24 protein-coding genes and 1 tRNA gene are annotated in these 25377 nt (G+C 67.5%); 14 read left to right on the top strand and 11 right to left on the bottom strand.

The window, feature by feature from the left end; all coding sequences use genetic code 11:
- The first annotated feature begins 1 nt into the window (after position 1).
- The 3 genes from AB4Y75_RS06760 to AB4Y75_RS06750 are packed head-to-tail and all read left to right on the top strand — an operon-like array spanning position 2 to position 1919.
- Positions 2 to 373, top strand: a complete 372-nt coding sequence (locus AB4Y75_RS06760) for a DUF1048 domain-containing protein (RefSeq protein WP_441435076.1) — start codon at positions 2 to 4, stop codon at positions 371 to 373.
- Positions 370 to 1155, top strand: coding sequence for an ABC transporter ATP-binding protein (locus tag AB4Y75_RS06755; RefSeq protein WP_441435075.1), 786 nt, complete (start codon positions 370 to 372; stop codon positions 1153 to 1155). Before AB4Y75_RS06760 ends, AB4Y75_RS06755 begins: the two co-directional genes overlap by 4 nt.
- On the top strand, positions 1152 to 1919 hold the full coding sequence (locus AB4Y75_RS06750; protein ID WP_441435074.1) for an ABC transporter permease: 768 nt from the start codon (positions 1152 to 1154) through the stop codon (positions 1917 to 1919). Before AB4Y75_RS06755 ends, AB4Y75_RS06750 begins: the two co-directional genes overlap by 4 nt.
- A gap of 100 nt (positions 1920 to 2019) precedes the next feature.
- Here AB4Y75_RS06750 and idi read toward each other — a convergent pair whose 3' ends face one another.
- From idi to AB4Y75_RS06735, 3 genes are read right to left on the bottom strand one after another with little or no spacing between them, the layout of a single operon-like run.
- Positions 2020 to 2559, bottom strand: coding sequence for an isopentenyl-diphosphate Delta-isomerase (gene idi, locus AB4Y75_RS06745; RefSeq protein ID WP_441435073.1), 540 nt, complete (start codon positions 2557 to 2559; stop codon positions 2020 to 2022).
- Positions 2556 to 2942, bottom strand: a complete 387-nt coding sequence (locus tag AB4Y75_RS06740; RefSeq protein ID WP_441435072.1) for a hypothetical protein — start codon at positions 2940 to 2942, stop codon at positions 2556 to 2558. Before AB4Y75_RS06740 ends, idi begins: the two co-directional genes overlap by 4 nt.
- Positions 2943 to 2946: 4 nt before the next feature.
- The gene (locus AB4Y75_RS06735; protein ID WP_441435071.1) at positions 2947 to 3735 is read right to left on the bottom strand and encodes a tryptophan-rich sensory protein; all 789 of its coding nucleotides are present in this window, start codon (positions 3733 to 3735) and stop codon (positions 2947 to 2949) included.
- Between the two features lie 121 nt (positions 3736 to 3856).
- On the opposite strand from AB4Y75_RS06735, the gene AB4Y75_RS06730 reads away from it, so the two are divergent.
- From AB4Y75_RS06730 to AB4Y75_RS06700, 7 genes are read left to right on the top strand one after another with little or no spacing between them, the layout of a single operon-like run.
- On the top strand, positions 3857 to 4984 hold the full coding sequence (locus tag AB4Y75_RS06730; protein WP_441435070.1) for a polyprenyl synthetase family protein: 1128 nt from the start codon (positions 3857 to 3859) through the stop codon (positions 4982 to 4984).
- A gap of 11 nt (positions 4985 to 4995) precedes the next feature.
- Positions 4996 to 5931: a phytoene/squalene synthase family protein gene (locus AB4Y75_RS06725; RefSeq protein WP_441435069.1), complete on the top strand. Its 936-nt coding sequence runs from the start codon at positions 4996 to 4998 to the stop codon at positions 5929 to 5931.
- Positions 5928 to 7559, top strand: coding sequence for a phytoene desaturase family protein (gene crtI / locus AB4Y75_RS06720; RefSeq protein WP_441435068.1), 1632 nt, complete (start codon positions 5928 to 5930; stop codon positions 7557 to 7559). Before AB4Y75_RS06725 ends, crtI begins: the two co-directional genes overlap by 4 nt.
- Entirely contained in the window at positions 7556 to 7882 is a 327-nt protein-coding gene (locus tag AB4Y75_RS06715; protein ID WP_441435067.1) for a lycopene cyclase domain-containing protein, read from the top strand. The genes crtI and AB4Y75_RS06715 overlap by 4 nt, the downstream gene beginning before the upstream one ends.
- Positions 7879 to 8229 (top strand): lycopene cyclase domain-containing protein, encoded by a 351-nt coding sequence (locus AB4Y75_RS06710; protein WP_441435066.1) that lies wholly within the window; start codon positions 7879 to 7881, stop codon positions 8227 to 8229. Before AB4Y75_RS06715 ends, AB4Y75_RS06710 begins: the two co-directional genes overlap by 4 nt.
- Positions 8213 to 9118 (top strand): prenyltransferase, encoded by a 906-nt coding sequence (locus AB4Y75_RS06705; RefSeq protein WP_441435065.1) that lies wholly within the window; start codon positions 8213 to 8215, stop codon positions 9116 to 9118. The genes AB4Y75_RS06710 and AB4Y75_RS06705 overlap by 17 nt, the downstream gene beginning before the upstream one ends.
- 30 nt (positions 9119 to 9148) lie before the next feature.
- Positions 9149 to 9373, top strand: a complete 225-nt coding sequence (locus AB4Y75_RS06700) for a hypothetical protein (RefSeq protein ID WP_441435064.1) — start codon at positions 9149 to 9151, stop codon at positions 9371 to 9373.
- Positions 9374 to 9397: 24 nt separating this feature from the next.
- Here AB4Y75_RS06700 and AB4Y75_RS06695 read toward each other — a convergent pair whose 3' ends face one another.
- The gene (locus AB4Y75_RS06695) at positions 9398 to 10663 is read right to left on the bottom strand and encodes a lipase family protein (RefSeq protein ID WP_441435063.1); all 1266 of its coding nucleotides are present in this window, start codon (positions 10661 to 10663) and stop codon (positions 9398 to 9400) included.
- A gap of 179 nt (positions 10664 to 10842) precedes the next feature.
- Here AB4Y75_RS06695 and AB4Y75_RS06690 point away from each other — a divergent pair, with 179 nt between their 5' ends.
- The 3 genes from AB4Y75_RS06690 to AB4Y75_RS06680 all read left to right on the top strand — a co-directional run bounded on the left by AB4Y75_RS06690 (position 10843) and on the right by AB4Y75_RS06680 (position 12841).
- Positions 10843 to 11364: an AAA family ATPase gene (locus tag AB4Y75_RS06690; RefSeq protein ID WP_441435062.1), complete on the top strand. Its 522-nt coding sequence runs from the start codon at positions 10843 to 10845 to the stop codon at positions 11362 to 11364.
- Positions 11365 to 11647: 283 nt separating this feature from the next.
- Complete coding sequence (locus AB4Y75_RS06685; RefSeq protein ID WP_441435061.1) at positions 11648 to 12328, top strand: hypothetical protein; 681 nt, start codon at positions 11648 to 11650, stop codon at positions 12326 to 12328.
- A gap of 84 nt (positions 12329 to 12412) precedes the next feature.
- The gene (locus tag AB4Y75_RS06680) at positions 12413 to 12841 is read left to right on the top strand and encodes a hypothetical protein (protein ID WP_441435060.1); all 429 of its coding nucleotides are present in this window, start codon (positions 12413 to 12415) and stop codon (positions 12839 to 12841) included.
- 189 nt (positions 12842 to 13030) lie between these two features.
- Here AB4Y75_RS06680 and AB4Y75_RS06675 read toward each other — a convergent pair.
- A tRNA-Leu gene (locus tag AB4Y75_RS06675) sits at positions 13031 to 13112 on the bottom strand.
- Positions 13113 to 13269: 157 nt separating this feature from the next.
- Here AB4Y75_RS06675 and AB4Y75_RS06670 point away from each other — a divergent pair.
- Complete coding sequence (locus AB4Y75_RS06670) at positions 13270 to 13884, top strand: ANTAR domain-containing response regulator (RefSeq protein ID WP_441435059.1); 615 nt, start codon at positions 13270 to 13272, stop codon at positions 13882 to 13884.
- Between the two features lie 282 nt (positions 13885 to 14166).
- Here AB4Y75_RS06670 and pyk read toward each other — a convergent pair whose 3' ends face one another.
- The 6 genes from pyk to trpB form a co-directional block, all read right to left on the bottom strand.
- On the bottom strand, positions 14167 to 15660 hold the full coding sequence (gene pyk / locus AB4Y75_RS06665; protein ID WP_441435058.1) for a pyruvate kinase: 1494 nt from the start codon (positions 15658 to 15660) through the stop codon (positions 14167 to 14169).
- A 71-nt stretch (positions 15661 to 15731) separates the two neighbouring features.
- Entirely contained in the window at positions 15732 to 17189 is a 1458-nt protein-coding gene (locus tag AB4Y75_RS06660; protein ID WP_441435057.1) for a glutamate synthase subunit beta, read from the bottom strand.
- Positions 17182 to 21798 (bottom strand): glutamate synthase large subunit, encoded by a 4617-nt coding sequence (gltB, locus tag AB4Y75_RS06655; protein WP_441435056.1) that lies wholly within the window; start codon positions 21796 to 21798, stop codon positions 17182 to 17184. Before gltB ends, AB4Y75_RS06660 begins: the two co-directional genes overlap by 8 nt.
- Positions 21799 to 22011: 213 nt before the next feature.
- Positions 22012 to 23121 carry a prolipoprotein diacylglyceryl transferase gene (lgt, locus tag AB4Y75_RS06650; RefSeq protein ID WP_441435055.1) on the bottom strand — a complete coding sequence of 370 codons (1110 nt, stop codon included), beginning with the start codon at positions 23119 to 23121 and terminating at the stop codon, positions 22012 to 22014.
- Between the two features lie 9 nt (positions 23122 to 23130).
- On the bottom strand, positions 23131 to 23925 hold the full coding sequence (gene trpA / locus AB4Y75_RS06645) for a tryptophan synthase subunit alpha (protein WP_441435054.1): 795 nt from the start codon (positions 23923 to 23925) through the stop codon (positions 23131 to 23133).
- Positions 23922 to 25331 (bottom strand): tryptophan synthase subunit beta, encoded by a 1410-nt coding sequence (gene trpB, locus AB4Y75_RS06640; protein ID WP_441435053.1) that lies wholly within the window; start codon positions 25329 to 25331, stop codon positions 23922 to 23924. Before trpB ends, trpA begins: the two co-directional genes overlap by 4 nt.
- Positions 25332 to 25377: the final 46 nt, after the last annotated feature.

Here is a 25377-nt window from a genome sequence, read left to right as displayed (position 1 = left end):
CATGGCCGCAAAATGGATCGAAGCGCTCACCGGATCGCTCGAACAGAAGAAGCAGTACAAGCAGGCGAAGGCCCGTCTGGACGCACTCCCCGAGCCATACCGGGAGGTGGCGAACGCCCAGCACCGGTACTCCATGTACTACGGCGGGATCACGGACGGAGACACCCTGGTCCAGATGTTCCTGGACCTCGCCGATCTCTGGGAGCGGGCCGCGCTGGACGGCACCCCCATCAGCTCGATCGTCGGTGATGATCCCGTGGAGTTCGCCGAGAACTACGCCCAGTCCTACGGTGGCGCGCAGTGGATCGACAAGGAACGGGCACGCCTCATCAAGGCCGTGGACGATGCGAAGAGCCGGGAGGACCAGCCATGAGCGCGCCGGCCATCACCGTCACGGGGATCGAGAAATCGTACAAGGACCTTCCGGTCCTCCGGGGCGTCGACTTCGAGGTGGCACGTGGCAGCATCTTCGCACTCCTCGGATCCAACGGCGCCGGCAAGACCACCATGATCCGGATCCTCTCGACCCTGCTTCAGGCCGACGGCGGCACCGCCACCGTCCTGGGGCACGACGTCGCCCGCGAACCTCTGAGCGTCAGGGAAGTCATCAGTCTCACCGGACAGTTCGCCGCCGTGGACGAGATCCTCACCGGGTGGGAGAACCTGGTGCTGGTCGCCAAGCTCCGCCACGTGCCGGATCCCGGCGCCGTCGCCGACGAACTGCTGGCCGCCTTCCGCCTCACCGAAGCCGGTGGCCGAAAGGCGGGCGGCTACTCGGGAGGAATGCGGCGACGCCTCGACATCGCCATGAGCCTGGTGGGCCAGCCCGAGGTGATCTACCTGGACGAGCCGACCACCGGGCTCGACCCCGAGGCGCGCCTCGAAGTCTGGGAGGTGGTGAAGGGGCTCGCGGCCACCGGCACCACGGTCCTGCTGACCACACAGTATCTCGACGAAGCGGAACAGCTGGCCGACCGCATCGCCATCCTGCACGAAGGCCGCATCATCGCCAACGGCACCCTCGCGGAGCTCAAGCGGCTCCTGCCGGCGGCCACGGTCGAATACGTCGAGAAGCAGCCGACGCTCGAGGAGATCTTCCTCCGGCTCATCGGCCCCCAGCAGTCACGCACAGCCCAGAAGGAGGAAGCGTCATGAGCACCCACGCGCTCGCAGACACCGCGACACTCACCGGCCGCTCCCTGCGGCACATCTTCCGCAGCGCGGACACCATCATCACCACCGCGGTCACGCCGATCGCCCTGATGCTGCTCTTCGTCTACGTCTTCGGCGGCGCGCTCAAGCAGAGCACGGGGACGGAGAACTACGTCAACTACCTGCTGCCCGGCATCCTGCTGATCGCCATCGCCTCGGGCATCGCCTACACCGCGTTCCGGCTGTTCACCGACCTCCAGAGCGGAATCTTCGAACGATTCCACTCGATGCCGATCGCCCGGTCCAGTGTCCTGTGGGCTCACGTCCTCACGTCGATGGTCGCGAACGGCATCACCCTGGTCATCATCTTCGGCGTCGGGTTCCTGATGGGATTCCGCACCGGGGCGAGCGTGCTGGCCTGGCTCGGGGTCATCGGCATCCTGCTGCTCTTCACCCTCGCGCTCACCTGGCTCGCCGTCATCGCCGGCCTCAGCGCGAAGACGACCGACGGCGCCAGCGCGTTCTCCTACCCGCTCATCTTCCTGCCGTTCATCAGCTCCGCCTTCGTGCCCACGGCGACCATGCCCGGTCCGGTGCGCTGGTTCGCCGAGAATCAGCCGGTCACCTCGATCGTGAACACCATCCAGGCCCTGTTCGCCGGGCAGCCGGTGGGCGGCGAGATCTGGGTGGCTCTCGCCTGGTGCGTCGGCATCCTGATCGTCGGGTACGTGTTCGCGATCGCCGCCTACCGGAAGAAGATCAGTTGACCGTCACGAGTGATGCGGAACGCTCCGCCCGGGAATCCCTCCCGGTCGGGGCGTTTCGCCGCGCTCGCAGCGGATCGCGCGCGGGCCCGGGGGCCCGGGGTCACCAGAGTCCACGGCCAAGCTCCGCGTGCTGCAGGACCAGCCACGGGCTGAAGACGAACGGCACGGCGGTGATGGCGTGGTCCACCTGTTCCGGAAACGCCCAGGCCCAGGAGTCGACCTCGTCCGCCGACGGGGTGGGGTCCCCCGCCGCCCGGGCGAAGAAGACCGGACAGATCTCCTGCTCCACCACGCCACTGGAGTCCACCGCGCGATACCTGAAATCCGGCAGCACACAGCGCAGCTCCGTGATGTCGATCCCCAGTTCCTCCCGGCCGCGGCGTCTCACGGCCGCCTCCATCGGCTCGCCCGGCGCCGGATGGCCACAGAAGGAGTTGGTCCAGACTCCCGGCCACGCCGCCTTGGACAGGCTCCGCCTGGTCAGCAGGACCCTCCCCCGCTCATCGACAAGGTGACAGGAGAAGGCCAGGTGGAGGGGCGTCGTCGTGGTATGGACCGTCGCCTTGGGAGCCACTCCCAAGGGCTCCCCCTGGTCTGAGACCAGTTGGACGAGGGAAGTGTCGTAGCCTGAGTCGTTCATGAAAGCCTCTCGTGGAGAACACCGTGGGTGCGGGTCCGGCACAGACGCTCACCGATGCCGCGGTGCACGCTCCGGCGGAACGGCAGCAGCCGAGCCCAGTGGAACCGGGCCGCAGGGCCGCCGCGTGGGAGGAAGATCACCCGCTGGCGGCAGACGCTCTCGTGGGCGGATCCGGCCACGGACAGTTCCAGCCAGAGGCGCCCCTGCCGCAGGTTCCCGGCGCGCAGAAGGAGGGACCTTCCCTCGTCCCTGGCTTCGATGCACCAGAACGCTCCACGCCTGCCTGCCGGAGCGGCGATGCCGGACGAGCCGTAAGCCTCGACAGCACGCCACACGTCGTGGGCGCTGGAAGCGCAGCGCCATTCCCTGGTCTCCGTCAGCATCGTGCTATCCCCCGGCCGTCCGGCGCCGGGAGAGGGGAAGCGTGGCCCCCAGCATCACCACGAGGGCGGCGATGAGCGCCACGAGGGCCACCCCGGCGGAGTACCGCGGCCCCTGCCATCTCGCGACGGCGATCCAGACGATCCCCCAGACCATCGACACGAGCGGCGTCCATGCACCGCGGCGGGCCAGCGCCAGCCCGATCGCCACCACCACGGTGAGCACCACCACGGACGCCGGGAGTTCGGGCCAGACGATGCCGGCCCAGGCGAGGACCGCTGCCACGTTCGCCACCGTGGCGACGCAGATCCAGCCGAGATACAGCCCGAAGACTCCGGCACTCAGCACCCACTCCATGCTCAGGCCGGGCGTGACACCGCCGGCGAGAACGAGAAGGCGGCACAGCACGGCGAGCAGGAGAAGCATGACCACGAGCGTGGCCGGCAGGCTGCCGAGCTGCGCCGCCCAGAGCCAGGCGGCGTTGAGCAGCATGGACGCGGCGGCCCACGGCCTGATCCGACGCTGCAGGGAGTCGGCGCGGGCACGGGGTCCGAGCTGCCAGACCGCGTAGGCCAGCAGTCCCAGATAGATCACGCTCCAGATGCCGAACGCGGCGTTGGCAGGAGCCAGCGGCGTCGCAGTGCTGGAGAGGTATCCTCCGGCGGCGGAGGCGACCGGAGTCAGCCCGAACGCCCCGGACCCTCCGGCCGCGAGGACCAACGCGAGGAGCGCCGCCGCGAACGTGGCCACGGCGGCGCCGGCACCCGAGCGCGGGGACTGCATTGCCATCGACATGATGCCCTCCTCTGGACAATCGAGCGTTCCTAGACAACCATATTTGTAGATCATCGAGATATACAAGAAGCAAGATGTTCTAGGAGCGAGGCAATCTCGCCGGCTGAGTCAAGGAGCGGACATGAGCAGTGCGACCAACGTGGCGTGGAAAGCGCCGGAGCATCACCTCCCAGCGAACAGCCCCTCCCGGTCTTCGGCCCGGGCTGCCGGCGCCGACGCGGGATGGCCTCAGACATCCCGGCTGGTGGACGAGATGATCGTGGACATCATCACCGGTTCGATCGACTCCACCAACTCCCCGCAGACGCGTGGGCTGTGGCGTCACATCGCCGACTCCTTCGAAGGCGGCAAGCGCCTGCGGCCCCAGCTCGTCTGGACCAGCCACGCGGCGTTCGGTGGGACGAACGACGAGGAGTGCGCCGTTCTCGGCGCGGCCTTCGAACTCCTCCACGCGGCCCTCATGATCCATGACGACGTGATCGACGGGGACCTCACCCGTCGGGGCCGGTCCAACATCGCGGGAATCTACGGCAGGAGTGCCATCGAGCGCGGAGCGCCCGAGGATGAGGCCCGGCAGCTGGGCCGCTCCGTGGCCATCGTCGCCGGAGACATGCTGCTGGCGGCGGCCTTCCGCACGGTCCGCGGGCTGCGGTGCCCCGAATCCGTGCGCCGTCGGATCGAGGAACTGCTGGACCGGGCGGTGGCCGATGCCGCCAGCGGAGAGCTGGAGGACATCCTGATCCCCGGGGAGGCCGGCATCTCCCTGGGCGACGTCCTCGAAATGGAACGCCAGAAGACGGCGGTCTACTCCTTCGCCGCGCCACTCGCCGCCGGGGCGCTGCTGGCGGGCGCGCCACCCGCGGAGGCTGCTGCACTCGAACTGCTCGGGGAGAAGATCGGCATCGCGTACCAGGTCATCGATGACGTGCTGGGGACCTTCGGCGACCCCGGTCAGACGGGCAAGTCGGTGACTTCGGACCTGCGAGGCGGCAAGATGACCACCCTGACCGCGATCGGCCGGCGCGACCCCCGGGTCTCCTCTCAGCTGCACACCGTCCCCTACACGGACGACGACGTCGAAGCACTCAAGACCGCGCTGCACCAGGCAGGCGCGGATGACTCGGCCCTGGCCCTGGCCCATGAACTCGTCACCGAGGCGCTCCAGGACGCTGCGGACGCCGGGCTGCCCCCGCAGCTGCGGACCGACCTGACCCGCATCTGCAACCACGTCCTGCACCGGGAGAACTGATGCTCCTGTCCGTGAAGTCCAGATCCGGATCACGCCACGGAGGTCCGGCGCCCAGCCCCCTGGAGCGCTACTCCTCGGCCGCGAGCGCAGGTTCCGTCGTCATCATCCGCCGCTATTCGACGTCGTTCTCCCTGGCGTGCAGGCTTTTACCGCAACCGGTCCGGCAGCGCATCGCCGACGTCTACGCCCTGGTGCGGCTCGCCGATGAAGTGGTGGATGGTGCGGCGGCCCACGCGGGGTTCAGCGAGGATGAGGTGCTCGCATGCCTCGACGGCCTGGAACGTGAGACCTTGTCCGCGCTGGACCGGGGATACAGCGCCAACCCCGTGGTGCACGCCTTCGCGGTGACGGCCCGGGCGACCGGGATCGAGGCAGGACTGGTGAAGCCATTCTTCGCCTCGATGCGCCGGGACTGCAGCGCCGCGCCCCACACGGCCGACTCCGTGGAGACGTACATCCACGGCTCGGCCGAGGTGGTCGGGCTCATGTGCCTGCGGGTGTTCCTCAGCGCCGAGGCTGACCAGCCCGCCGGGGTCACATGGACTGAACTCGCCGAGCCGGCCCGCCGGTTGGGAGCGGCGTTCCAGAAGGTCAATTTCCTGCGCGATCTCGCCGAGGACACCGAGGAGCTCGGCCGAGGGTACTTCCCCGGCGTCCCGGACGGCAGGCTCAGCGAGGAACGGAAGCGTGTGCTGGTCGAGGGGATCCGGGCCGATCTGCGTGCCGCGCTGCCCGGCGTGAGGCGATTGCCGGCGTCGTGCCGCAAGGCCGTGGAGCTGGCCTATGCCCTGTTCGACGCGTTGACGGACCGGCTGGCCGCCACTCCTGCCGAGGTGGTGGCCCGGCACCGCGTCCGGGTGCCGGGGCGGGAGAAGGCCCGACTGGCGGGTGCGGTCCTTCTCGGGCTGGGCCCGGCGCGGGCTGCCGGACGAGGTCTCGCGGCATGAGCGCCGTGGGAGGTGAGCGCCGGCGGATCGCGGTGATCGGAGCGGGGGCGTCCGGACTGGCGACGGCCGGGCTGCTCGCCCGGGACGGCCACGAGGTGACGGTGTTCGAGCAGCAGCCCGGCGTCGGCGGTCGTGCAGGCCGTTGGACCCGGGGCGGATTCAGTTTCGACACCGGTCCCTCCTGGTATCTCATGCCGGAGGTCATCGATCATTGGTTCCAGCTGATGGGCACCTCGGCGGAGCGTGAACTGACGCTGACCCGGCTGGACCCTGGATACCGGACGTTCTTCGAGGGTGATGCGGTTCCACGGGACGTCCCGGTCGGCTCGGCGCACGCTGCGGCGCTGTTCGATGAACTCGATCCCGGCAGCGGGGCGAACCTGACGAGCTACCTCCGTGAGGCCGCGGACCTGCACGACACAGCGATGCGGTACTTCCTGTACGACGACTTCTCCTCGGCCCGGTTCCTGACGCACCCAGAGATCCTCCGTCGGGTCCGGCGACTATTGGCTGCGCTCGGCCAGAGCCTCGCCCGCGTCACCGCACGGAGATTCCGCGACCACCGGCAGCAGCAGATCCTCGGGTACCCGGCCGTGTTCCTGGGCACCACGCCGTACAAGGCCCCAGCGCTGTACCAGCTCATGAGCCACCTGGATCTGGAGCAGGGCGTGCTCTATCCGCAGGGCGGCTTCGCGGCGTTCATCGACGCGATGGCCCGGCTGACCGTTTCGGAGGGGGCCCGGATCGTCACCTCGGCCCGGGTGAAACGCATCCTCACCTCGCACGGTCCGGGCGGGGCCGCGGTCGCAGGCATCGAATGGACCGACGACGGCGGCGCCACCCACCGTCACGAGGCGGACCTCGTGGTGGGGGCGGCCGATCTGCACCATCTGGAGAATGCGCTCCTGCCCGAGTCCCTCCGCACCCACCCGGAACGGACGTGGCGGCGGCGCGATCCGGGACCGGGCGCGGTCATCGCCTGCCTCGGGGTCCGGGGCGGGCTGCCGGAGCTGAGCCACCACAATCTGTTCTTCAGCAGGGACTGGAGCACGGACTTCGACTGGATCAGCCAGACCGGATCTCGGCGTTCGCGGGCGCGCCCGGACGATCTGCCGGAGACCACCTCCATCTACGTCAGCAAGACCAGCGCGAGTGATCCCGGAGTCGCACCCACGGGGGATGAGAGCCTGTTCGTGCTCATCCCGTCTCCCGCGCGGCCGGAATGGGGCCGGGGCGGTGTGGACGGCGGGGGCGCCGCAGCGGTCGAAGCCGCTGTGGATCATGCCGTGGCGCAGATCGCGGACTGGGCGGACGTTCCCGATCTGGCGTCCAGGATCGTGGTGCGCCGCACCATGGGCCCGGCGGATTTCGAGGCGGATTTCAATGCCTGGCGCGGCGGAGCGCTCGGCCTCGCCCACACCCTGCGGCAGAGTGCGTTCTTCCGGCCTGGCAATGTCAGCCGGAAGGTCCAGGGCCTGCACTATGCGGGTGCTTCAGTGCGGCCGGGGATCGGATTGCCGATGTGCCTGATCAGCGCGGAACTCGTGCTCAAGCGGGTGCGCGGCGAACGGAGCGCCGGCCCGGCCTCGCCGGCGCCGGAGCAGGTCACTCCCCTGGAGGCTACGTGAGCTATCTGATCGCGCTGCTTGCGAGCGCCGCCGGCATGGCAGTGCTCGACCGGCGGTGGCATCTGGTCCTGTGGCGCGCCCCGAGGTCGGCCACGCTGGTGGTGCTGCTGGGCACCGCGTTCTTCCTCGTCTGGGACCTGGCGGCGATCCAGCTGGGCATCTTCCGGCACGGCGATTCGTCGCACATGACCGGGATCCTGCTGGCACCGGAGCTTCCCCTGGAGGAGCCGGTCTTCCTCGCCTTCCTCTGCTACACGGCGCTCGTGCTGTTCGCCATGGCCGAACGGATCCTCGAACGTCGGCGGAAGAGGGAGGGGTCATGAGCTACCTGACCCTGGACGCCGTGTTCCTGGGCGTCTGCTGCGCCGTGACCGCGGGCGTGACGATCGTCGCCCGGCGGCGCGAGGGACGGCACCCCGAGGCCCGGGTGAGCTGGGCCGCAGTGCTGCTGGCCGCCGTCGGGCTCCTGGTGCTCACCGCGGTGTTCGACAACGTGATGATCGCCGTCGGCCTGTTCTCCTACGACCCGGACAGCCTGAGTGGCGTGTTCCTCGGCAGGGTTCCTCTGGAGGATTTCGCCTATCCGGTGGCGGCGTCCCTGATGCTCCCGGCCCTCTGGATGCTGCTCCGTGGGCGCGAAAGGCGGCGAAACCATGACACTGACCGCTGATCTGCTGCGGAAGGTCTTCGTGGCCTCGCGCCCGATCTCCTGGCCGAACACCGCCTTCCCCTTCGCCGCAGCGTACGTCCTGACCGCCGGGACGGTGGACTGGAGGTTCGTGGTCGGGACGCTGTTCTTCCTCATCCCGTACAACGCGGCGATGTACGGCACGAACGACGTCTTCGACTACGAATCAGATCTCCGCAACCCCCGGAAGGGCGGCGTGGAGGGGGCGGTGCTGGATCCTTCGCTGCACCGGGCTGTGCTGTGGCTGGCGTGGGGCTCTTGCGTGCCGTTCGTCATCGCCCTGGTCCTCGGGGGTGGTCCGGCGAGCTGGCTGGTGCTCGCTCTCTCCCTGTTCGCCGTCGCGGCGTACAGCGTTCCCGGCCTGCGCTTCAAAGAGCGCCCGGTCCTGGATTCGATCACGTCCAGCACGCACTTCGTCTCCCCCGCGCTGTACGGTCTGGTGCTCGCGGGGTGGGCGCCGGGCGGCTCGGCCGTCGTGACGCCCGACGACGCCGCTGTCGGCGTGAGCGTGCTCGCAGCCTTCTTCCTGTGGGGCATGGCGAGCCACGCCTTCGGAGCGATCCAGGACATCCTCCCGGATCGCGAGGCGAGGATCGATTCGATCGGGACTCTGCTGGGCAGCCGTGTGACCCTCGCGTTCGTGGTGATCTGTTATGCCGCCGCGGGTCTCGTGCTGCTGATGACCGGAGGCCCTGCCCGCTGGACCGGACTGCTCGTGATCCCGTACCTGCTCAATGTCGCCCCCTACCTGGGCGTGCGCGACGAGACATCGGGACGGACCCGGCCCGGCTGGCGACGGTTCCTGTGGCTCAATTACCTGACCGGATTCGCGGTGACGCTCACGATGATCGGGCTCAGCCTGGGGATCTGAGGGACGGCGTGCCCGCCGTAAACTCTGTCCATGGCAACACTCTGGTGGAAATCCCTGCCTGACTTCGAACGCGATCTGAGGTCGGCCGACGAGGCGCGACTGGAGGTCATGCGGAAGTGGGCGGACGGGAAAGAAGATGAGGCCGACGCGCCGGGTCCTGGCCGGGCGCCTAAAGCACGACGGCTTTTCCGGCAGATGAGAGTCGCCGCCCAGGACGAGATCGCCCGACGGCGGTCCGCCCCGGATGCTTCCTGACCCGGGGCGGACCGCTTCAGGTCGTCAGAGCGTCCAGCAGTTGTTCGTCGCCGGCAGTCCTCGGAACCGGGCCTCGAAGAACGCCAGCGTCGCCGCGAAGTGCGGTGCCGCACCGCCGACATGGGTCGGCACCGGGGTGGGAACGAAGTTCACGGTTGCCCCACCGGCGCACCAGCGCTGAGCCAGCCCCTTGCCCACGCGGTACGGGATCACATCATCCGCGACCGAGTGCGTGATGAGCACAGGTGCCCCGGGACGCGCGCGGCCGATCAGCTGGTCCGCCAGCATGGTCGAGATGGGCGCCTGCTGAGCGAGCTGCGTGAAGGACTGCCCCGTCGAGGACAGGTTGGACATCTTCACGTAGCTGTTCTGTGGCAGGTTCCAGACACAGTGGTCGGAGACCTGGACTGCTTTCGCCTGTCCGGCAGCGTTGAGGAAGGCCGCCGGGTCGACGCCGTACGAACTGAACAGCCCGTCCAGGGCGAAGAGCATGAACTCCGCATACAGGCCGCCGTCCAGCGAGGTTCCGACCGCCGTGAGATCCGCCGGGACGGCCCCGGCGGACACTCCCTTGATCTGGAGTTCCGGCGCATAGGACGGGGCGATTTCCGCTGCGGCAGCAGCCGCCCCTCCCCCTTGCGAATACCCGTCGACGCCGATCGGAGACTGCGCGCTCAGGCCGGTGCCGGGAAGAGCGATGGCCGCCCGGGCCATGTCCAGTACCGCGCGCGCCTGGGAGACACGGTCCATGTAGGTGTGGATCCCCGCGGTGCCCAGGCCCTCATAGTCCGTGATCGCCACAGCGTAACCCCGGCTCAGCAGCGTGCCGACGAACACCTCTTCGTACTCCGCCGCGAAGGCGAGAAGACGAGAGGGCGCGCACTGGTCCGCAAGACCCTGCGTGCCGACGGCGAAGGAGATCAGCGGTCGCTTGCCGGGACCGGACCATGCGGTCTTGGGGGTGATCACCGTGCCGGTGACGCCCACCGGAGTCCCGGTTCGGTTGGTGGTCTTGTACATGATCCGCTGAGACGAGATGAGGGTCCCGCGCAGATTGAGAGGATCAAGATGGAAGGGCGCCGGTTCGGCCTTGATCACGGCTCCGTTCTGGGCCGGCAGTTGAGTCGGCGCTTGGTAGAACGCCGGCCGGGTCGCGTCGCCAAGATCGGTCAGAGGTGCTGCCTGAGCCGGCGCGCCCGGCAGTAGCGACAGGATGGTCAGCAGAGAGACGGCGGCCGCTGTGGTGACGCGGCGGGTCAGCGATGTCATGGTGGCCTTTCGGGACGTCATTGTTCCGTGAATGTCTGGCCCACGAATCCGTGAACCGGGTTAAGGCGCGGTGATAACTTGAAACCTACTGGGCGGTAACTTGTCGGTCAAGAGTGAGACCGAAATTTCACTTGCCGTTGACGAGGCCTCACTGACGCGCTCGCGGAGCGCCCAGCTCCGGCCCGCTAGCATGGGGTCTCATGATCGTATGGATCAATGGCACCCACGGGTCCGGCAAAACGACGACGGCGCCGCTGGTGCAGCGGCTCATTCCCGGCTCGCGGGTGTTCGACGCCGAGAAGGTCGGCGAGACGCTCATGGACCTCTCCCCCGGGTTGCCGGAGACCGATAACTTCCAGCACTGGCCGCCGTGGAGAACTCTCGTGGTGGAGACGGCCCGTCAGGTGCTCGATTACACCGGTGGAACCCTGATCATCCCGATGACCGTGCTGGTCGAGGAATACTGGCGCGAGATCAGCACCGGCCTGGCCGGGCATGGCATCCCGGTGCGGCAAGTCGTCCTTCACGCGGACCCGGAAACACTCCGGGAACGCATCGACGGGGACACGATCCTCGGACCCGATTCACCGTTCAGGCTGAAGCATCTGGAGCCCTACGCCCTGGCCGCGAGCACGTGGCTCCCGGGTGTTGCGGAGATGATCGACACCACTCACCTCACCCCGGCTGAGGCAGCGCGGCGGGTCGTCGAGGCGGCCGGATAGCGTCACCAGGCCGCCTCACCAGCCCCGCAAGCGGGCCTTTCGCCGGGGCGGCACTTTCTTTTTCACCCCGCCAGGTTAAAACAATTCATGGATTAAACCTACCGGTGCGCTTCACTCCCGGATAGTCTGGACGCGTCGTCCGAGGCAGCTTGACCGCCCATGGCCAGCCCAAACGGTGCTGATCGTTGTGACGCCGATTCGACTGCGACCAGTCGCAGCATGACATCTTGGGGGAAGAATGTTCAAAAGAAGATCTCTCGCGGCCATTGCGGTCTCCGTAGGGATGCTGGCAGTCGGACCGATCTCGTCAGCTCACGCCGGGACTACGCCGGACGCCGACAAGTACGAGGGAACGACGCTGTGTGGTTCCTACCAGAATGGGGGCTCAGGCTACGGCTACAACATGGAGAAGAACATCCCGGTCTCCAGCGCAGGGTGGAGCCGACTTCTCCAGAATGACCCCTATGGCCTGAAGGTCGGAGACAATATCTGGGCCAAGACGAAGACCCAGCTCGGTTCGGTCTTTCCTCTGCATAACTATTCCCACGTCACCTACCAGACGGTGACCAACACCAATGGGACGACGTATCAGCTCCGCGTGAACAACAACCTGAACCGGGCGATGAACAATCTCACGTGCGGATCCACCTTCCACCTCGGTTCGCCCAAATCGACCATGTCCGACCCCGTCGCCCTGCATTCGGATGCGCCCGCACCCGGACACTTCAAGGTCATCCAAGTCCGCACGAACGGCGTCTCCTTCATCGGCACTGAAGGTGTCATGAAGGGGGCCGTGATGAACTTCCGCATCCGATCCGGCGCCTCCCGGACCTTCCTCAATGTCCATGCCACCGGTCCGGCTCTCAACTGGGCATCTGTCGAGAACTGGATGCGGGAATTCATGGAGAGTCAGGCCGACGCGACCTGGGCCGACTTCGCCACCCGGATCGGGAAAGTCCAGTAGGACGGCCTGAACATCCAGTTCCTCAGCACCATCCGGCAACAGCTTTCCATCATTCGCATAACACTCACCGATCAAGGAGATTCCATGATGAAAACCCTCTGGAAGAAGTCGGCCGCAGCGATCATGCTGGGCGCTGCACTCACAGCTGCCGCGGCAGCTGCACCCGCCCAGGCGGCAGTCCCCAAACTCTCCAGCACCATCAAGCTGTGCTCTTCGTTCCCCCATAACGGCTATGGCGGAGCGGTCTCCTATAGCGACCGGGCATCGAAATGCGCGCAGGTCTACACCGACACCACCCTGAACGTCAGGACGGGCCCCGGCAGTGGATACTCTTACGCCAGCTACACCCTCCGCGCAGGTCAGGTCTACGAATTCGACTGCTGGACCTACGGCGAGTGGGTTGACGGCGACAACATCTGGTTGAAGGTGTACACCGCCGGTGGATCCCGCTGGGTCACCGATCGCTACGTCTACACCGGACCGAATGTCACCTCCATCATCGGACGGTGCTGATTCAGGGAGTTCGCCGTTGAGAACCCGGCCACGCGCCCATCGCGCGGCCGGGATCTCGGCGTCGCCGGACACAACATTCCAGTGACGAGTAAGAGCCCCGTCCCGGAGGACGAGGCTCTTATCGTTCATCATGTATCGCTCGCCGCAGGCCCATGGACGTTGTCCAGGGTTCGCATACGGCATATTCGGTGCCCGAGGTGGGACTCGAACCCACACACCTTTCGATACCGCATTTTGAGTGCGGCGCGTCTGCCAATTCCGCCACTCGGGCGAGCACCGAAGCGGTCCGCAACATCACGCGGGCCGCATACGCGTGATAACTCTACATGGCGATAGGCTAAGAGCGTCAAATTGCCCATCAGGGCCACTGGCAACGGCGCCATAGACCTGACACTGTTGTCCCCGTTCCCCTCGTTAAAGGAGACCCTGTGAGCGAATCCCCTGCCCAGGACACCACTGAAATCACCACCGGCCCGGCCAAGCGCATCGTCGTCGCCGAGGATGAGACCCTCATCCGCCTCGACATCATCGAGATCCTCCGCGGTGAAGGCTACGACGTCGTCGCCGAAGCCGACAACGGCCAGCGCGCCGTCGAGCTCGCCGAAGAGCACAAGCCGGATCTGGTCATCATGGACGTCAAGATGCCCGTCATGGACGGCATCAGCGCCGCCGAGCAGATCGCGAAGGCCCGGATCGCCCCCGTGGTGCTCCTGACCGCCTTCAGCCAGAAGGAACTCGTGGAGCGTGCCCGCGAGGCGGGCGCCATGGCGTACGTGGTCAAGCCCTTCACCCCGGCCGACCTGATCCCGGCGATCGAGATCGCCCTGTCCCGCCATGAGGAGATCAAGGCCCTCGAGAAGGAGGTGGGGGACCTCAAGGAGCAGTTCGCCACCCGCAAGCTCGTGGAGCGCGCCAAGAGCCTCCTCACCACCAAGATGGGCCTCTCCGAGCCCGAGGCCTTCCGCTGGATCCAGAAGACCTCCATGGACCGCCGCCTCAGCATGCGCGAGGTCGCGGAGACCATCATCAACCAGGTGAACTGAGCTCCCGCTCAGCCGACCGACGACGACGGCGGCGGCGCACCCCCACCGGGTGCGCCGCCGACGCGCAGCGGCGATTCGTCGTCTCCACACTTCGCCGTTCTCCCCCGCGTGCCGTTCTCCCCCGTGCGCTGCTCTCCCCTTGCTGAGTACGCTGTCGAGGGGCCGATTCCGCTACCAGTCGTCGCGTACTCGGGCTCTCGATAGCGTACTCGGCGCACGGACCCGGGAACGCCCGAGGGGGCGGCCCTTCCGGACCGCCCCCTCGGGGAACTCAGCGAGACGCTACTTCTTTTTCTTCTTCTTGGCGGGCCAGGGGCCGATGGGCTCCCGACGGCCCTCCTGACCGGCACGGCCCGTGTCGGCCAGGTCGCCCACCTTGTGGACCTTGATCGAGTTGGTGGAGCCGGCCTGTCCGGGAGGCGAACCGGCGGCGATGACCACGAGGTCGTCGTCCTGGACCAGTTCCAGATCGGTCAGGAAGGTGTCCACCTGGGCCGTCATGGCGTCCGTGTGGTTCACCATGGGCACCTGGATGGGCTGGATGCCCCAGGTGAGGGCCAGGAAGTTGCGGACCTGGTCCACCGGGGTGAACGCGAAGATCGGCTTCTTCGGGCGCAGGCGGGACAGGCGGCGTGCCGAGTCACCGGACTGGGTGAAGGTGCAGATGTACTTGGCGTCGAGCTGGTCGGCGATCTCCACGGCGGCCAGCGTGATGGCGCCACCACGGGTCTTCGGCTTGGAGCCGAGGGCGGGAACCAGGTCCAGCGCCTTCTCCTCCGTGTACTCGATGATCCGGGCCATGGTCTTGACCGTCTCGATCGCGTACTTGCCCACGCTCGTCTCACCGGAGAGCATGACGGCGTCGGCGCCATCCAGCACGGCGTTGGCGCAGTCGGAGGCCTCGGCACGGGTGGGGCGCGGGTTCTCGATCATGGACTCGAGCACCTGGGTGGCGACGATGACCGGCTTGGCCCAGCGGCGGGCTTCGGCGATGGCCTTCTTCTGGACGACCGGCACCTCTTCGAGCGGCAGCTCGACACCGAGGTCGCCACGGGCGACCATGATCGCGTCGAACGCGTCCACGATGTCGTGCAGCTGATCGACGGCCTGCGGCTTCTCGATCTTGGCGATGACCGGGATCTTCCGGCCTTCCTCATCCATGATCTCGTGCACGCGGGTGATGTCCGTGGCGTCACGCACGAAGGACAGAGCGATCATGTCGACGCCGCGCTGCAGCGCCCAGCGGAGATCCGTCTCATCCTTCTCGCTCAGCGCGGGAACGTTGACGGCGACGCCGGGCAGGTTGATGCCCTTGTTGTTGGACACGAAGCCGGGCACGGTCACCTCGGCGACCACCTTGACCTCGTCGACGCTCACGGCGCGCAGGGCGACCTTGCCGTCGTCGATCAGGAGGGTGTCACCCGGACGCACGTCCTCGGTGAGGCTCTTGAGCGTGGTGGAGCAGATCTCCTTGGTGCCGGGCACGTTCTCCGTGGTGATGGTGAACTGGTCCCCCACCTCCAGGTAGTGCTTCTCGTCGTTGACGAACTTGCCCAGGCGGATCTTGGGACCCTGAAGGTCGGCCATGATGCCCACGGCCACCCCGAGCATCGACGAAGCCTTGCGGATGTTCTCGTAGTTCACATCGTGCATGGAGTGATCGCCGTGGCTCATGTTCAGGCGGGCCACGTTCATGCCCGCCTGGATGACCTCGAGGGCCTTCTCATAGGTGCCCAGGGCGGGGCCGAAAGTGGCCACAATCTTTGCGCGTCTCATATACCTAACCTAGTTCATCGCTTTTTACGGAAGGTTGACTTCTGCTGAAAATCTCGTGCAGGCCTTTGGGCCTAAAGCAGCGAGATGGCTCGATCGGTGGGTGCCACCGGGGCCGGGAGGATGGTGCTCCCGGTGAGGAAGCGGTCCACCGCGGCCGCGCACGCACGGCCCTCGGCGATGGCCCACACGATCAGTGACTGACCACGGCCGGCGTCGCCGGCAACGAAGACGCCTTCCGTGTTGGTCATGTACTCGGCGTCGCGGCTGACATTGCCGCGGCCGTCGAACTCCGCCTTGATCTGCTCGGTGATCCCGGCCGGCTCGGCGCCGGTGAATCCGAGAGCGAGGAAGACCAGGTCGGCCGGGATGATCCGTTCGGTGCCGGCCTTGGGCAGGCGCTTGCCGTCCACGAATTCGGTCTCCGCGACCTTGATGCCGGTGAGGCGGCCATCCTCGCCCACGAACTCGACGGTGGACGCCAGGTAGGTGCGCTCACCGCCCTCTTCATGAGCACTGGCCACCTCGAACAAGGTGGGGAACAGCGGCCACGGCTGGTGAGACGGACGCTCCGCCGGCGGCTGCTTGCCGATCGCCAGCGTGGTCACCGATGCGGCCTGCTGGCGGTGGGCGGTGCCGATGCAGTCGGCGCCGGTGTCGCCACCACCGAGGATGACCACGTGCTTGCCGCGGGCGTCGATGTGGTTCTCCGGCTGCTCCCCCGCCACCACGCGGTTGGAGGGCACCAGGTAGTCCATGGCGTAGTGGACGCCGGACAGCTCGCGGCCCGGGATCGGAAGATCGCGGGGCACGGTGGCGCCGGTGGTCACGACGACGGCGTCGTAGCGACGGCGCAGCTGCTCCCACGTGACGTCGACACCCACGTTGACGCCCGGACGGAACCGGGTGCCCTCGGCCTTCATCTGCTCCAGACGGCGGTCCAGGTGCTCCTTCTCCATCTTGAAGTCCGGGATGCCGTAGCGGAGCAGACCGCCGATCTTGTCGTCCCGCTCGTAGACGGCCACGGTGTGGCCCACACGGGTGAGCTGCTGAGCGACGGCCAGGCCCGCCGGGCCGGACCCGACCACGGCCACCGTCTTGCCGGTCAGGCGGGTGGGCGGCAGGGGCGTGACCCAGCCCTCCTCGAACGCCTGATCGATGATGGAGACCTCCACCTGCTTGATGGTCACCGCGGGCTGGTTGATGCCCAGCACACAGGACGACTCACACGGAGCCGGGCACAGCCTGCCGGTGAACTCCGGGAAGTTGTTGGTGGCGTGCAGGCGCTCGATGGCCTCCTGGCCACGGTCCCGCCACACGAGGTCATTCCACTCCGGGATCAGGTTGCCCAGCGGGCAGCCCTGGTGACAGAACGGCACGCCGCAGTCCATGCAGCGGCCGGCCTGGCTCTTCAGGACACCCTTCTCCTGGGCCTCATACACTTCCTTCCAGTCCATGATGCGGACCGGAACGGGGCGGCGAGGCTGGGTCTCGCGTTCGCGGACCTTCAAAAAGCCACGGGGATCAGCCACCGGTTACCTCCAAAATACGGGACCAGACCTCTTCGCCATCCGGGTCGAGACCCTCTTCGAGGGCGTCCAGTCGAGTCTGCAGTACGGCCGCGTAGTCGCGGGGCAGGACCTTCGTCACCCGTGCGGCCGTGTCGTCAAAGTTCTCCAGCAGGCGTGCGGCCAGCTGGGATCCGGTCTCCTCCGCGTGGCGCTTGAGCAGGCCGTGCACGATGTCACGGTCCTCGGCGTCCAGCTCCAGGAGCTTGAGTTCGCCGTTCTCCAGCGCGTCCTTGTTGACCTTCTCCGGGCGGAGGTCCAGCACGTAGGCCGTTCCGCCGGACATGCCGGCGCCGAAGTTGCGGCCGGTGCGGCCGAGGATCAGCGTCTGACCACCGGTCATGTACTCGCAGCCGTGATCGCCGATGCCCTCGACCACCGCGGTGGCGCCCGAGTTGCGGACCAGGAAGCGTTCGCCGACCTGCCCGCGCAAGTAGATCTCGCCGCTCGTGGCGCCGTAGCCGATCACGTTGCCCGCGATCACGTTCCGCTCCGCCGGGAACACGTTCTGGCGGTCCGGACGGACGATGATGCGTCCACCGGAGAGGCCCTTGCCGACGTAGTCGTTCGAGTCGCCGTCGAGCCGCAGCGTGATGCCGGCCGGCAGGAAGGCGCCCAGCGACTGACCGGCGGTGCCCGTGAGGGTGATGTCGATCGTGTCCGGAGCCAGCGTGTCCACACCGAACGTCTTGGTGACGACGTGACCCAGCATGGTGCCGACCGAGCGGTCCGTGTTGACCACGCCGAGCGTGATCTTGACGGGCTCGCGGCGCTCCAGGGCATCGGCCGAGAGGCGGATGAGCTGCTGGTCGAAGTGCTGGTCCAGCTCGTGATTCTGACCCGTGGTGTTGCGCAGCGGGGCGTCCTCGTCGAAGTCCAGACCGTTCAGGATCGGATCGAGGTCCAGTCCGGAAGCCTTCCAATGCGTGATGGCGGCCTCCTTGTCCAGGTACTCGGAGTGCCCGATCGCCTCGTCGAGCGTCCGGAAACCGAGCTCGGCGAGGATCTCGCGCACCTCCTCGGCCAGGAACTCGAAGAAGTTCACCACGAACTCCGGCTTGCCCGTGAAGCGGGACCGCAGCTCCGGGTTCTGAGTCGCGACGCCCACCGGACAGGTGTCCAGGTGGCAGACGCGCATCATGATGCAGCCGGAGACCACGAGAGGAGCCGTGGCGAAGCCGTATTCCTCGGCGCCCAGGAGCGCCGCGATGACCACGTCACGCCCGGTCTTGAGCTGGCCGTCCACCTGGACCACCACACGGTCACGCAGGTTGTTCAGCATGAGGGTCTGCTGGGTCTCGGCCAGGCCGAGCTCCCAGGGCACACCCGCGTGCTTGAGCGAGTTGAGCGGCGAGGCGCCGGTGCCGCCGTCGTGCCCGGACACCAGCACGACGTCGGCCTTCGCCTTGGTCACGCCGGACGCCACGGTGCCGATACCGACCTCGGAGACCAGCTTCACGTGGACGCGGGCGGACGGGTTCGAGCGCTTGGCGTCGTAGATCAGCTGCGCCAGGTCCTCGATCGAGTAGATGTCGTGGTGCGGTGGCGGGGAGATGAGTCCCACACCGGGCGTCGAGTGACGCGTGCGGGCCACCCACGGGTACACCTTCTGGGCCATGAGCTGTCCGCCCTCGCCCGGCTTGGCGCCCTGAGCCATCTTGATCTGGATGTCATCGGCGTTGCTGAGGTACAGGCTGGTGACGCCGAAGCGGCCGGAGGCGATCTGCTTGATGGCGGAGCGGCGCTCCGGATCCAGCAGACGGTCGACGTCCTCGCCGCCCTCACCGGTGTTGGACTTGGCGCCCAGCCGGTTCATGGCGATCGCGAGCGTCTCGTGCGCCTCCTTGGAGATGGAGCCATAGCTCATGGCGCCCGTGGAGAAGCGCTTCACGATCGAGGAGACCGATTCGACCTCCTCGAGGGGCACGGACGGCCGCAGGCCCTCCTTGAACTTGAGGAGGCCGCGGAGCGTCATGAGCTTGCCCGACTGGTCATCGATGCCGCGCGTGTACTCCTTGAAGATGTCGTAGCGGCGCTCACGCGTGGCGTGCTGCAGGCGGAAGACCGTCTCCGGGTTGAACAGGTGGGGTTCGCCGTCACGGCGCCACTGGTACTCGCCGCCACCGTTGAGCGGGCTGTGCGGGAGCTCGATGCCCTCTTCCGGGTACGCGAAGCGGTGCCGGGTGAGGACTTCCTGGGCGATCACGTCCAGGCCCACGCCGCCCAGCTGCGAGTGGGTGCCGGAGAAGAATTCATCCACCAGGTCCTGCGAAAGCCCCAGGGCCTCGAAGGTCTGGGCGCCGCAGTACGAGGCCACGGTGGAGATGCCCATCTTGGACATGATCTTCAGGACGCCCTTGCCGAGGCCCTTGATCAGGTTGTAGACACCCGTCTCCGGACTGACGCCGCGCAGCTCGCCGGTGCGGATGAGCTCTTCCACGCTCTCCATGGCGAGGTACGGGTTCACCGCGGACGCGCCGTAGCCGATCAGCACGGCCACGTGGTGCACCTCGCGGACGTCGCCGGCCTCGACCACCAGAGCGGTCTTGGTGCGGTTCGCGCTGCGGAGCAGATGGTGGTGCACGGCGGAGAGCAGCAGGAGCGACGGGATCGGGGCCCACTGGGCGTTCGAGTCGCGGTCGGAGAGCACCACATACTGCACACCACGGTTGATGGCGCCGGAGATCTGCTCGCAGATCTCCTTGATGCGGGTGCGGAGCGCCTGTTCGCCGCCCTCGGGGCGGTAGAGGCCGCGGACCTTCATGGCCACGCGGTCGCCGTCGGCGTTCTCCATGTTCGCGATCTTCGCGAGCTGGTCGTTGTTGATCACGGGGAACGGCAGGGCGATCTGCGGCTTCCGGATGAGCCCTGTGTCCAGCATGTTGCCATTGGGCCCGACGGCGCAGCGCATGGAGGTCACGAGCTCTTCGCGGATGGCGTCCAGCGGAGGGTTGGTCACCTGAGCGAAGGACTGCACGAAGTAGTCGAACAGCACACGCGGACGCTCGGAGAGCACGGCCACCGGGGTGTCCGAGCCCATCGCGCCGAGCGGCTCGGCGCCGGTGCGGGCCATCGGCCCGAGCAGGATCTTCAGCTCCTCGGTGGTGTAACCGAAGGTCCGCTGACGGATGTTGACCGACGCCGGGGTGTGCACCACGTGCTCACGATCGGGAAGGTCGTCCAGCTTGACGAGGTTCTGCTCCACCCATTCGGCCCAGGGGTTGGACGAGGCGATCTCCGCCTTGACCTCTTCATCGGCGATGATGCGGCCCTCGCCGGTGTCCACCAGGAACATCTTGCCCGGGGACACGCGGCCCTTCTTGACCACCTTGGACGGCTCGATGTCCAGGACGCCCACCTCGGACGCGAAGACGATCATGCCGTCCTCGGTGATCCAGTAGCGGCCCGGACGCAGACCGTTACGGTCCAGGGTGGCGCCGACCAGGTTGCCGTCCGTGAAGGACACGGCGGCCGGGCCGTCCCACGGCTCCATCAGCATGGAGTGGTACTCGTAGAAGGCGCGGCGGGCCGGATCCATGGCGGTGTGGTTCTCCCACGCCTCCGGAATCATCATCATGATCGCGTGGCTGATGGGCCGGCCGGACAGCCAGAGAAGCTCGGCCACCTCATCGAAGGACGCGGAGTCCGAGGCGCCGGGGGTGCAGATCGGGTACAGGTCTTCCGGGGAATCGCCGAGCAGCGGGCTGGCCAGCTGTGACTGGCGCGCGCGCATCCAGTTCCGGTTGCCCTTCACGGTGTTGATCTCACCGTTGTGGGCGATGGTCCGGAACGGCTGTGCGAGCGGCCAGGACGGGAAGGTGTTGGTGGAGAAACGCGAGTGCACGATCGCGAGCTTGCTCTTGAACCGGGTGTCCGAAAGATCCGGGTAGAACGGCTCGAGCTGGGCCGTGGTGAGCATGCCCTTGTAGACGATGGTGCGGCTGGACAGCGAGGGGAAGTAGACACCGAAGCGGTTCTGAGCCCGCTTGCGGATGCGCCACACCCGGCGGTCCAATTCATCGCGCCCCAGCTCCGCGCCGTCGGCGGCCGCGAAGAACGGCTGGGCGAAGAACGGCATGCAGGCCCGGGCCATCGACCCGACCAGTTCCGCGCGGATGGGGACTTCGCGCCAGCCGATGACCCTCAGGTCCTCTTCGCGGGCGAGGCCCTCGATGCCCTGGCGGGCGGCCTCGGCCTCGCCGGCGACGGCGGGGAGGAACGCGGTGCCCACGGCGTACTGGCCCTGAGCGGGGAGCTCGAAGTCCAGGACAGCACGGAAGAACTCGTCGGGGATCTGCGTCAGCAGACCTGCGCCGTCGCCCGTTCCTTCGTCCGCGCCCACGGCGCCACGGTGCTCCAGGCTGCGCAGAGCGTGGAGGGCGTTGGCCACGATGTCGTAGCCGGGTTCACCGCGCAGGGTGGCGATGATGGCGAGGCCGCAGGCGTCCTTCTCCTCCTCGGGGCGGTAAAGCCCCGCGGCGGCAGGCTGAGCCGCGAACCGCACGAAGGGGTTCTCCGGCTGCGCGGGGGCTGCCGGTTCCACTTCGGGTGCGTGGTTCCGCGTATGAGTCATGACGGAGCGTCCTTCCTCCTGGTCGAGCTGCTGGAGGGGACAACATTGGCCCCAGTCGTTCGCACATCACTGTGACGCGCGCAACAAGGCGATTGATACTAGCGATTGTAGGTCACCAGCGGTCACCGAACGAATGGTTACACCCCTCGTGCTGGGGGCGGCATCCGGCCCTCGCCCGTCGTGACGGGGCGGCAGGACCGTGAATTGCTGGATTCAGTTCCGGGACTCCTGGTCGGTGGACGAGGAGGAGGCTTCCGGGCCCGCGGACTGGGGGGTGGCGTCCGCTTCGGGCTGGGCTGCTGCAGGGTCTTCATCGGTTGCAGCATCGCTCGGTGTTGCAGCGACACTACCACGAGGACCAGCATCTGAGACGGAACCTTCCGCATCCTGGATGGTAACTTTCGCTTCATGACTGTCCGCCGGCTCTTCCGCCTCCGGCTCGCGGCCCTTCAGGTAGGGCGTGTCGCTCTTCTTCGAGCGTCCGAAACCGGCGATCACGAAGTACAGGAGCGCCGCCACGAGGACGAAGATGCTGGTCCAGACGTTGAGGCGGGTGGTGACGCCGAAGAGCGTCACCTGTTCGGCGTCGTCGATCCGCAGCAGTTCGATCCAGACGCGGCCCAGGCAGTAATACGCCGCATACAGGGCGAAGAGACGGGCACGGCGGAAGTGGAACCTGCGGTCCAGCAGCAGGAGGATCACGACGCCGATCAGGTTCCAGAGGCTCTCATAGAGGAAGGTCGGGTGGAACAGGGTGCCAGGGGCCGCGTCAGCGGGGAAGTTCGGGTTCTGCGGATCGATCTGCAGACCCCACGGCAGGTCCGTGGGGGCGCCGAAGAGCTCCTGGTTGAACCAGTTGCCCCAGCGGCCCACCGCCTGAGCGAGAAGCAGACCGGGAGCCGCAGCGTCCATGAACGCGCTCAGCTTCACGCCGGATCGGCGGCAGCCGATCCACGCGCCCACGGCGCCCAGGACCACCGCACCCCAGATCCCCAGTCCACCGCGCCAGATCTGCGGGATCAGGCTGAGGTCACCCGTGCCGTCGAAGTTCGGGCCGAAGTACTGCGCAGGGGACGAGAACACATGGTAGAGACGGCCACCGATGATGCCGAACGGGATCGCCCAGATGGCGATGTCCCACAGGCTGCCTTCCGGCGTGCCACGGCGCTTCCAGCGGACCGCGGTGAGCCACAGGCCCACCACGATGCCGAGCAGGATGCACAGGGCGTACGCCCTGATGCTGAACGGCCCCAGCTCGAACCCCGACCAGCTGGGGCTGGGGATGCTGGCTGGAAGCTGGGACGCCATCAGGGCGGTCTGCATACCGGGTTCCTATCCGGCCGGGGTGAATCCGGCGCTGAGTTCCTGAGTGAGCTGTGCGACGGCGGGGACGCCACCGTCACGGAGGGCGGAGACCAGGGCGGAGCCCACGATCACCCCGTCCGCGTAGGAGGCGATCTCACGGACGTGCTCGGCCCGGGACACGCCCAGCCCGACGCAGACACGCTCGGCCCCGGCGGCATGGGTGGCCGCCACGAGGCTCTCGGCGAGGTTGCTCACCGCGCCGCGGGCGCCCGTGACGCCCATGACCGAGACCGCGTACACGAAGCCGCGGCTCGCCTGGACCGTCATGCTGAGGCGCTCCGGCGTGGAGGACGGGGCCACGAGGAAGATGCGGTCCAGCGAGTACTTGTCCGAAGCGGCGATCCATTCGGCCGCCTCGTCCGGGATCAGGTCCGGCGTGACGAGGCCCGCTCCCCCGGCCTCGGCGAGCCGGCGTGCGAACTCATCGACGCCCAGCCGCATGACCGGGTTCCAATAGGTCATGACCACGACGGCGGCGTCGCTGGCATCCGTGATGCCCTTGACGACGTCGAAGACGCTCGCCACGTGGAAGCCGTTGGCGAGGGCCTCGGTGGTCGCCGCCTGAATCACCGGGCCGTCCATGACGGGATCCGAGTACGGGATGCCGATCTCGATGATGTCCGCGCCGTTCTTCGCCAGGGCGATGCCGGCGTCGATGCTGGTCTGGACGTCCGGGTAACCGGCGGGCAGGTAGCCGATCAGGGCGGAGCGCCCCTCGGCCTTCGCCTTGTCGATGGCGGCCGCGGCCTTGGAGTGGATCATGCCGGGGACTCCTCACCCGTGGTGCTCTGACGTGTGGAAAGGGTGGTGCCGCGGACGTTGCCGTCCTCGTCGAGCATGCCGAACCACTCCGCGGCGGTCTGCACGTCCTTGTCGCCACGGCCCGAGAGGTTCACCACGATGATGACCTCGCTGGGGTCCTCCTTGCCCTCGGTCAGCCGCTGACCGACCTTGATGGCTCCAGCCAGGGCGTGGGACGACTCGATGGCGGGGATGATGCCCTCGGTCTGCGACAGAAGCTTGAAAGCGTCCATGGCCTCGGTGTCCGTGATCGGCTCGTACTGCACGCGTCCGATGTCGTGGAGGTAGGAGTGCTCCGGGCCGACGCCCGGGTAGTCCAGGCCGGCGGAGATCGAGTGGGACTCCACCGTCTGGCCGTCCTCGTCCTGCATGAGGTAGGAGCGTGCGCCGTGCAGCACACCCGGGCGGCCCAGCGTGATCGTGGCCGCGTGACGGCCGGTCTCGACGCCGTCGCCGCCCGCCTCGAAGCCGTAGATGGCGACCTCAGGGTCGTCCAGGAATCCGTGGAAGATGCCGATCGCGTTCGAGCCGCCGCCGATGCACGCGCAGACCGCGTCCGGCAGGCGCCCGGTCTGGGTCAGGATCTGCTCGCGGGCCTCGTCGCCGATGACCTCGTGGAAGAAACGGACCATGGCAGGGAACGGGTGCGCGCCCGCCGCGGTGCCGAGCAGATAGTGGGTGTTGTCCACATTGGTCACCCAGTCGCGCAGGGCCTCGTTGATGGCGTCCTTGAGCGTCTGGGAGCCGTTGGTCACGGGGATCACGGTCGCGCCCAGCAGCTGCATGCGGGCCACGTTGAGGGCCTGGCGACGGCAGTCCTCGGCACCCATGTAGACGACGCACTCCAGGCCCATGAGAGCGGCAGCCGTGGCCGAGGCGACGCCATGCTGGCCTGCTCCGGTCTCGGCGATCACCCGGGTCTTGCCCATGCGCTTGGCCAGGAGCGCCTGCCCCAGCACATTGTTGATCTTGTGGGAGCCGGTGTGGTTGAGGTCTTCGCGCTTGAGGAAGACCCGGGCCCCGCCGGCGTGCTCGGAGAAGCGCTTGGCTTCGGTGAGCAGGCTCGGACGGCCGGAGTAGTTCTTGTTCAGCTCGGAGATCTCCGCGAGGAAATCGGGATCCAGACGCGCCTTGTTGAAGGTGTCTTCCAGCTCGTCCAGGGCGGCGATGAGCGATTCGGGCATCCAGCGGCCACCGTACTCGCCGAAGTACGGGCCTTCCGCGTGACGCAGCGGGCCGTGGTCGGCGGCGCTGCCGCCGTCGGTCTGTGCCGTGGGCCGTCCCGCCAGGAATGCCTCAGCGGGGTCCCCGAAGGACTGCTCTTCAGCCGCGCCCTGCCCGGGGGTCTGCGATGCGTTCTCCGCCATCGCGCTCACCGTCCTCTGTGTTTCAGTTCGGACCGACGACGCCGCG

The sequence above is a fragment of the Arthrobacter sp. RAF14 genome (assembly GCF_052114185.1).
Taxonomy (GTDB): domain Bacteria; phylum Actinomycetota; class Actinomycetes; order Actinomycetales; family Micrococcaceae; genus Arthrobacter_E.
This window is presented reverse-complemented; position numbering and strand designations above follow the sequence as displayed.

Bases quoted from the DNA above. Each gene is read 5' to 3' on its own strand.
- AB4Y75_RS06760 (WP_441435076.1), top strand. From the start codon at position 2: ATGGCCGCAAAATGGATCGAAGCGCTCACCGGATCGCTCGAACAGAAG.
- AB4Y75_RS06755 (WP_441435075.1), top strand. From the start codon at position 370: ATGAGCGCGCCGGCCATCACCGTCACGGGGATCGAGAAATCGTACAAG.
- AB4Y75_RS06750 (WP_441435074.1), top strand. From the start codon at position 1,152: ATGAGCACCCACGCGCTCGCAGACACCGCGACACTCACCGGCCGCTCC.
- idi (WP_441435073.1), bottom strand. From the start codon at position 2,559: ATGAACGACTCAGGCTACGACACTTCCCTCGTCCAACTGGTCTCAGAC.
- AB4Y75_RS06740 (WP_441435072.1), bottom strand. From the start codon at position 2,942: ATGCTGACGGAGACCAGGGAATGGCGCTGCGCTTCCAGCGCCCACGAC.
- AB4Y75_RS06735 (WP_441435071.1), bottom strand. From the start codon at position 3,735: ATGTCGATGGCAATGCAGTCCCCGCGCTCGGGTGCCGGCGCCGCCGTG.
- AB4Y75_RS06730 (WP_441435070.1), top strand. From the start codon at position 3,857: ATGAGCAGTGCGACCAACGTGGCGTGGAAAGCGCCGGAGCATCACCTC.
- crtI (WP_441435068.1), top strand. From the start codon at position 5,928: ATGAGCGCCGTGGGAGGTGAGCGCCGGCGGATCGCGGTGATCGGAGCG.
- AB4Y75_RS06710 (WP_441435066.1), top strand. From the start codon at position 7,879: ATGAGCTACCTGACCCTGGACGCCGTGTTCCTGGGCGTCTGCTGCGCC.
- AB4Y75_RS06705 (WP_441435065.1), top strand. From the start codon at position 8,213: ATGACACTGACCGCTGATCTGCTGCGGAAGGTCTTCGTGGCCTCGCGC.
- AB4Y75_RS06700 (WP_441435064.1), top strand. From the start codon at position 9,149: ATGGCAACACTCTGGTGGAAATCCCTGCCTGACTTCGAACGCGATCTG.
- AB4Y75_RS06695 (WP_441435063.1), bottom strand. From the start codon at position 10,663: ATGACGTCCCGAAAGGCCACCATGACATCGCTGACCCGCCGCGTCACC.
- AB4Y75_RS06690 (WP_441435062.1), top strand. From the start codon at position 10,843: ATGATCGTATGGATCAATGGCACCCACGGGTCCGGCAAAACGACGACG.
- AB4Y75_RS06685 (WP_441435061.1), top strand. From the start codon at position 11,648: ATGCTGGCAGTCGGACCGATCTCGTCAGCTCACGCCGGGACTACGCCG.
- AB4Y75_RS06680 (WP_441435060.1), top strand. From the start codon at position 12,413: ATGATGAAAACCCTCTGGAAGAAGTCGGCCGCAGCGATCATGCTGGGC.
- pyk (WP_441435058.1), bottom strand. From the start codon at position 15,660: ATGAGACGCGCAAAGATTGTGGCCACTTTCGGCCCCGCCCTGGGCACC.
- gltB (WP_441435056.1), bottom strand. From the start codon at position 21,798: ATGACTCATACGCGGAACCACGCACCCGAAGTGGAACCGGCAGCCCCC.
- lgt (WP_441435055.1), bottom strand. From the start codon at position 23,121: ATGCAGACCGCCCTGATGGCGTCCCAGCTTCCAGCCAGCATCCCCAGC.
- trpA (WP_441435054.1), bottom strand. From the start codon at position 23,925: ATGATCCACTCCAAGGCCGCGGCCGCCATCGACAAGGCGAAGGCCGAG.
- trpB (WP_441435053.1), bottom strand. From the start codon at position 25,331: ATGGCGGAGAACGCATCGCAGACCCCCGGGCAGGGCGCGGCTGAAGAG.